General features: G+C 68.9%; 4 protein-coding genes. 2 read left to right on the forward strand and 2 right to left on the reverse strand.

Annotation, left to right across the window (positions count from 1 at the left end; translation table 11 throughout):
- Positions 1–157 precede the first annotated feature (157 nt).
- On the reverse strand, positions 158–1453 hold the full coding sequence (locus ACX28W_RS14940; RefSeq protein ID WP_458999410.1) for an FG-GAP repeat domain-containing protein: 1296 nt from the start codon (positions 1451–1453) through the stop codon (positions 158–160).
- 245 nt (positions 1454–1698) lie between these two features.
- Positions 1699–3966 (reverse strand): (Fe-S)-binding protein, encoded by a 2268-nt coding sequence (locus ACX28W_RS14945; protein ID WP_458999411.1) that lies wholly within the window; start codon positions 3964–3966, stop codon positions 1699–1701.
- Between the two features lie 250 nt (positions 3967–4216).
- Here ACX28W_RS14945 and ACX28W_RS14950 point away from each other — a divergent pair, with 250 nt between their 5' ends.
- Positions 4217–5272 carry an MraY family glycosyltransferase gene (locus tag ACX28W_RS14950; RefSeq protein WP_458999412.1) on the forward strand — a complete coding sequence of 352 codons (1056 nt, stop codon included), beginning with the start codon at positions 4217–4219 and terminating at the stop codon, positions 5270–5272.
- A gap of 95 nt (positions 5273–5367) precedes the next feature.
- Positions 5368–6483 (forward strand): molecular chaperone DnaK (gene dnaK / locus ACX28W_RS14955; RefSeq protein WP_458999413.1); only part of this gene is annotated, 1116 nt, incomplete at its 3' end.

Here is a 6483-nt window from a genome sequence, read left to right on the forward strand (position 1 = left end):
CAGGAGACCCCTGGCGGGGCGTGAGGGTTGTACGTGAGTTCGGTTAATTTTCGAGGTTCGCGATACGGAAAGGCCGGCATCCAAGGAGCGCGGGTAGCGCGGGATCAAGTACTTCAGTTGCTTCGGTCCGTGGCGCGGGATCAAGTACTCCCGTACGTCAGGAATCCATCCCCAGGAATTCCGACGTCGAGAAGCTCACCGCCGGCTCCGTCGCGACCAGCCCCGCCTCGCTGCCCGCGTACACCGCGACCGTGTCCTTGGTCTCGCCGTCGTGACTCCGTACGACCAGATCCGCCCGCCGGTCCCCCGTGAAGTCGGCGACGGTGAGCACGTGGGTCGTGCCCCGGCCCGGTGGCGGCACGGTCACCGGGCCCGCCGTGGACAGTCCGGTCGTACGACCCCGTAGTACCCGCAACTCCGCACCGCCGGCGACCAGTTCGCTCAGGCCGTCCCCGTCGAAGTCCCCGGCGTCGAGCACTGACCCGGGCGTGGCGACGCTGCCGCGTGCGGTGCCCTCCGGGAGGTCGTAGCGCAGAGACGTTCCGTCAAGTGAGCCGACCGCCGCGTCGAGCGCGCGGCCCTTCCCGAAGCGGCCGAGGGCGACGTCGACGCCGGTCGGCAGGGCGGGGCCGGTGCGGGTGGGGCCGGCCGGGCCGCCGAGGACGAGCGCGGACCCGGTGCCGTCCGCGTCGCCGGTGCCCTCCGCCGTACGGACGAGGAGGTCGTCGTAGCCGTCGAGGTTCACGTCGGTCGCCGGGCCGGTGGGCACGTTGCCCGGTGAGGTGAGCGGCGCGCCCGCCGCTCGCGGGGCGCCCTTCCTGGTGAACGGGCCGCGCAGATAGCTGAGTCGGGCGTCCGACGCGTGCACGACCAGGTCCTCGGCGCCGTCGCCGTCGAAGTCGCCGCACACCGGCTGGTCGGGCCAGTCGTTGCCGAAACGTGCCTGCGCGGGGATGGTCAGTGCGACCGCCCTGCCGGTGAGGCCCGTGGGGGAGCCGAAGAGGAGCTGGAGCGGGACGGGCGGCATGCCCTGGCCGTCGTAAGGCGGGTCGGTGGAGACGACGAGGTCGGTGAAGCCGTCCTCGTCCAGGTCGCAGCTCGCCTCCGGATCGAAGACTGCGGGCAACTGGCCCTTCGTGCGGGCGGCTTGGCGTGCGGGGGTCAGCAACTGGCGGGCGCCGGGGACGAGTCCGCGCTCCGAGCCGTAGACGACCCCGATGCCCGCGTCGTCGCCGTGGGCGTCGTCCCGGCCCTTGACCAGGTCGCCCAGGACGAGGTCGCGGTGGCCGTCGCCGTTGTAGTCGTCGGCGACCTCGCTGCCTTTGCCTCGGGGGACGGGGAGTTGGGTGGGGGCCTTCGCGATGGTCAAGGGTTCGTGCTTCGCGGACCGGGCGTTCTCGGTGCCGGCGCAGCCCGCGAGCAGCAGGACGCAGCCGATTGCTCCGGTCCGCAACCCCGCCCGTATCCCGGTCCGAGCCCCGGCTCTTCGTCCGCGCACCGTTCACCTCATCCGCCCCACCGACAACAACCCGGCCATGATGCTCCGGTTTTGGCGACGCGTTAAGTGGGGCGGCGTGCGGGGTCGGTCACGGAGCGGTTACCTCGCGGCCGCCGCCGACGTAGTACGCCCCACCACGTGACACACGTCGGCCGGGGCTGGAATTCCAGCCCCGGCCGACGGCGTTCGCGTACCTGCTGTTACTTCACCGGCTCAGGCTCCGGCGCGTTCTCCGCCTCCGCCTCGCCCGCCGGGTCGACCGGCGTCCGGACGGAGTCGAGCAGGAGCTGGGCGACGTCGACGACCTGGATGGACTCCTTGGCCTGGCCATCGTTCTTCTTGCCGTTGACCGAGTCGGTCAGCATGACGAGGCAGAACGGGCAGGCGGTGGAGACGATGTCGGGGTTCAGCGACAGCGCCTCGTCGACACGCTCGTTGTTGATGCGCTTGCCGATCCGCTCCTCCATCCACATCCGCGCGCCACCGGCGCCGCAGCAGAAGCCGCGCTCCTTGTGGCGGTGCATCTCCTGCTGGCGCAGGCCCGGGACGGCGGACATGATCTCGCGCGGGGGCGTGTAGATCTTGTTGTGGCGGCCGAGGTAGCACGGGTCGTGGTAGGTGATCAGGCCTTCCACCGGGGTGACCGGGATCAGCTTGCCCTCGTCGATCAGGTGCTGGAGCAGCTGGGTGTGGTGGATGACCTCGTAGTCGCCGCCGAGCTGCGGGTACTCGTTGCCGAGCGTGTTCAGGCAGTGCGGGCAGGTGGCGACGATCTTCTTCGCGGACTTCGGCTTCTTGGTGCTCTCGTCCTCGTCGTCCTCGCCGAACGCCATGTTTAGCGCGGCGACGTTCTCCATGCCGAGCTCCTGGAACAGGGGCTCGTTGCCGAGGCGGCGGGCGGAGTCACCGGTGCACTTCTCGTCGCCGCCCATGATCGCGAACGTGACGCCCGCCATGTGGAGGAGCTCCGCGAAGGCCTTGGTGGTCTTCTTGGCGCGGTCCTCGAGGGCACCCGCGCACCCGACCCAGTACAGGTAGTCGACCTCGCTGAGGTCCTCGAGGTCCCTGCCGACGACCGGGATCTCGAAGTCGACTTCCTTCGTCCACTCCAGGCGCTGCTTCTTGGCCAGGCCCCAGGGGTTGCCCTTCTTCTCCAGGTTCTTGAGCATCGTGCCCGCCTCGGACGGGAACGCGCTCTCGATCATCACCTGGTAGCGGCGCATGTCGACGATGTGGTCGATGTGCTCGATGTCGACCGGGCACTGCTCGACACAGGCGCCGCAGGTGGTGCAGGACCACAGGACGTCGGGGTCGATGACGCCGTTCTCTTCGAGGGTGCCGATGAGGGGCCGCTCGGCCTCGGCGAGCGCGGCGGCGGGCACGTCCTTGAGAGCCTCTTCCGAGGCCTTCTCGTTGCCCTCCATGTCCTTGCCGCCACCCGCGAGCAGGTACGGCGCCTTGGCGTGCGCGTGGTCGCGCAGCGACATGATGAGGAGCTTGGGGGAGAGCGGCTTGCCGGTGTTCCAGGCGGGGCACTGCGACTGGCAGCGGCCGCACTCGGTGCACGTGGAGAAGTCCAGCAGGCCCTTCCAGGAGAACTGCTCGACCTGGGAGACGCCGAAGACGTCGTCCTCACCGGGGTCGGTGAAGTCGATCGCCTTGCCGCCGGACGTCATGGGCAGGAGCGCGCCGAGGGCGGTCTCGCCGGTCGCGTTCCGCTTGAACCAGATGTTCGGGAAGGCGAGGAAGCGGTGCCAGGCGACACCCATGTTCGTGTTGAGCGAGACCGTGATCATCCAGATCATGGTCGTGCTCAGCTTGATCATGGCGGCCAGGTAGACCAGGTTCTGGAGCGTGCCGAGGCTCAGGCCCTTGAAGGCCAGGATCAGCGGGTACGAGGCGAAGTACGCGGCCTCGAAGTGGTCGACGTGGTGCAGCGCGCCCTCGAGGCCGCGCAGGACGTAGATCGCCAGACCGATGGTCAGGATGACGTACTCGACGAAGTACGCCTGACCCATCTTGGAGCCCGCGAACCGGGACTTGCGGCCGGGCCGCGAGGGCAGGTTCAGCAGCCGGATGACCATCAGCGTGACGATGCCGAGCGTCGTCATGGCGGCGATGAACTCGATGTACAGCTCGTACGGCAGGAAGCCACCGATGATCGGCAGGGTCCAGTCGGCCTCGAAGAGCTGGCCGTACGCGGTGATGATCGTCGGCGGCAGCGTCAGGAAGCCGATGGCCACGAACCAGTGGGCGAAGCCCACGATCCCCCACCGGTTCATACGGGTGTGACCGAGGAACTCCCTGACCAGCGTCACGCTGCGCTGGTAGGGGTTGTCGGTCCGGCTGCCGGCGGGCGCGGGCTGGCCGAGTTTGAAATACCGGACGAACTGGCCGATGGCGCGTGCGAGCAGTGCGACGCCGACCACGGTCAGGACCAGCGACACGACGATCGCGGCGAGTTGCATTCGGGGGCTCCTCGGGCCTGCGAGGGGGGACTCGAGCTGGGGCTTCAGCTGATTACTAAGCGGTAACTTATGTGGTCCTCTGAGAGTACCTACTTCTAGCGCCGCACTGTAGTCAGCCGTGCGGTGATCTGCGTCGCTGAGGGGTACCTGAGTGGGGTGTCCGTTTCGGAGCGAACCTGGTCAGGTCGACACGTAAAGCTGATCGTGTTATCTGCGGCTAATCTGCGACATTAACGCCTAAATTGGCGAGGTGTTGTATGGAATCGTCGCCGCCACCGCCGCCCTGCTCCTCGCCGCCGTCCTCGCCGCGCTGCTGCGGACACCCGCCCTGCGCCTCGGCGTGATCGAGCGCCGGAGGGTGCGGGTGGTGCCGTTGCTCGGCGGGGTGGCGGTGGTCGGGGCGACGGGGTTCGTCGCCGGGGTCGGGGACTGGACGGGTATGGCGCCGCTGGGGCCCGCCGCCGGGCGGCTGCTGGTCGCCGGGATCTGCGTCGGCGTCCTCGGGCTGATCGCCGATCTGCGTCGGGTGCCGCTGTTCGTGCAGGCGGTCGTCGTCGCCGGGGCCGCCGCGTGGACCGTGCCGTACGACGGGCTCGGGCTGCCGGTCGGGATGGTGGCCGTGGGATGGATCGTCCTCGTGGCGCACGCCTTCACCTCGCTCGATCACGCCGACGGGGTGATGGGGACGGTCGCCGTGGTGACCGCCTTCGCGCTGAGCGGCTGTGCGGCGGCCGAGGTCATGGACGGGTTCGCGGCGCTGCTGAGTGTGCTGGCCGCCGCGCTGACCGGGTTCCTGATGCACAACTGGCCGCCGGCCCGGATCGTGCCGGGGCGCTGCGGGGCGCTGTTCGCCGGGTTCGTGCTGGCCTCTGCCGCGGTGTGGGTGCACGCTGGGCGGGAGGCCGGGTCGAGTGTGGGCGCGGTGTTCGCGCTGACGGCCGTGGCGACGGCCGATGTCGTCCTGGTGCTGGTGTCGCGGCGGCGGGCCGGGCGTCCGCTGCTGCGCGGGGCCCCCGACCATCTCGTGCACCGGTTGCGGCGGCTCGGTGTCACTCCGCAGGGCGGCACGGTCGTCGTCGGGATCAGCGGCTTCGCGGGTGCGCTCGTCGGCATGCTGATCGACCTGGGGTGGGTGAGCGCGACGGCGGCCCTGTGGGTGGCGGGCGGTGTCGTCGTGGTCGTGCTGGCGCTCCTGCGTATCCCCGCCTACGGGGTACGCCATTCGGGGAGGTCGCACCCTGCCTATACGGTGCGGCTGGCGGCGAAACCGCAGGTCAGCAGCCACCTGCGCGTAAGGAACAGATAAGAGTTGAGCCCCCTCGACTCAGCTCTGTTGACCGAGCGGCGACTGTCGTGCACACTTGAGTCCGTTCCACTCAAGTCATTGTTGGAGGATTCGAAATGGCACGTGCGGTCGGCATCGACCTGGGCACGACTAACTCCGTCGTCAGCGTTCTGGAGGGCGGCGAGCCCACCGTCATCACCAACGCCGAAGGCGCCAGGACCACGCCGTCCGTCGTCGCCTTCGCCAAGAACGGTGAGGTGCTCGTCGGCGAGGTCGCCAAGCGCCAGGCGGTCACGAACGTGGACCGGACGATCAGGTCCGTGAAGCGTCACATGGGTACGGACTGGAAGATCGAGCTCGACGGGAAGAACTTCAACCCGCAGCAGATGAGCGCCTTCATCCTGCAGAAGCTGAAGCGCGACGCCGAGGCCTACCTGGGCGAGAAGGTCACGGACGCGGTCATCACCGTCCCGGCGTACTTCAACGACTCCGAGCGCCAGGCGACGAAGGAGGCCGGCGAGATCGCCGGCCTGAACGTCCTGCGCATCGTCAACGAGCCGACGGCCGCCGCCCTGGCCTACGGTCTCGACAAGGACGACCAGACCATCCTCGTCTTCGACCTCGGCGGCGGCACCTTCGACGTGTCCCTGCTGGAGATCGGCGACGGCGTCGTCGAGGTGAAGGCCACCAACGGCGACAACCACCTCGGTGGTGACGACTGGGACCAGCGCGTCGTCGACTACCTGGTGCAGCAGTTCCGCTCCGGTCACGGCGTGGACCTCGCCAAGGACAAGATGGCGCTTCAGCGTCTGCGCGAGGCCGCAGAGAAGGCGAAGATCGAGCTGTCCTCGTCCACCGAGACCTCGATCAACCTGCCCTACATCACGGCGTCCGCCGAGGGTCCGCTGCACCTGGACGAGAAGCTCACGCGCGCTCAGTTCCAGCAGCTGACCGCCGACCTTCTGGAGCGCTGCAAGACGCCGTTCCACAACGTCATCAAGGACGCGGGCATCAACCTCTCCGAGATCGACCACGTCGTTCTCGTCGGTGGCTCCACCCGTATGCCGGCCGTCGCGGAGCTCGTCAAGGAACTGACGGGCGGCCAGGAGGCCAACAAGGGCGTCAACCCGGACGAGGTCGTCGCCATCGGCGCCGCCCTGCAGGCCGGTGTGCTCAAGGGTGAGGTCAAGGACGTCCTGCTCCTCGACGTCACCCCGCTGTCCCTCGGTATC

Source organism: Streptomyces sp. SD15, from assembly GCF_054462255.1.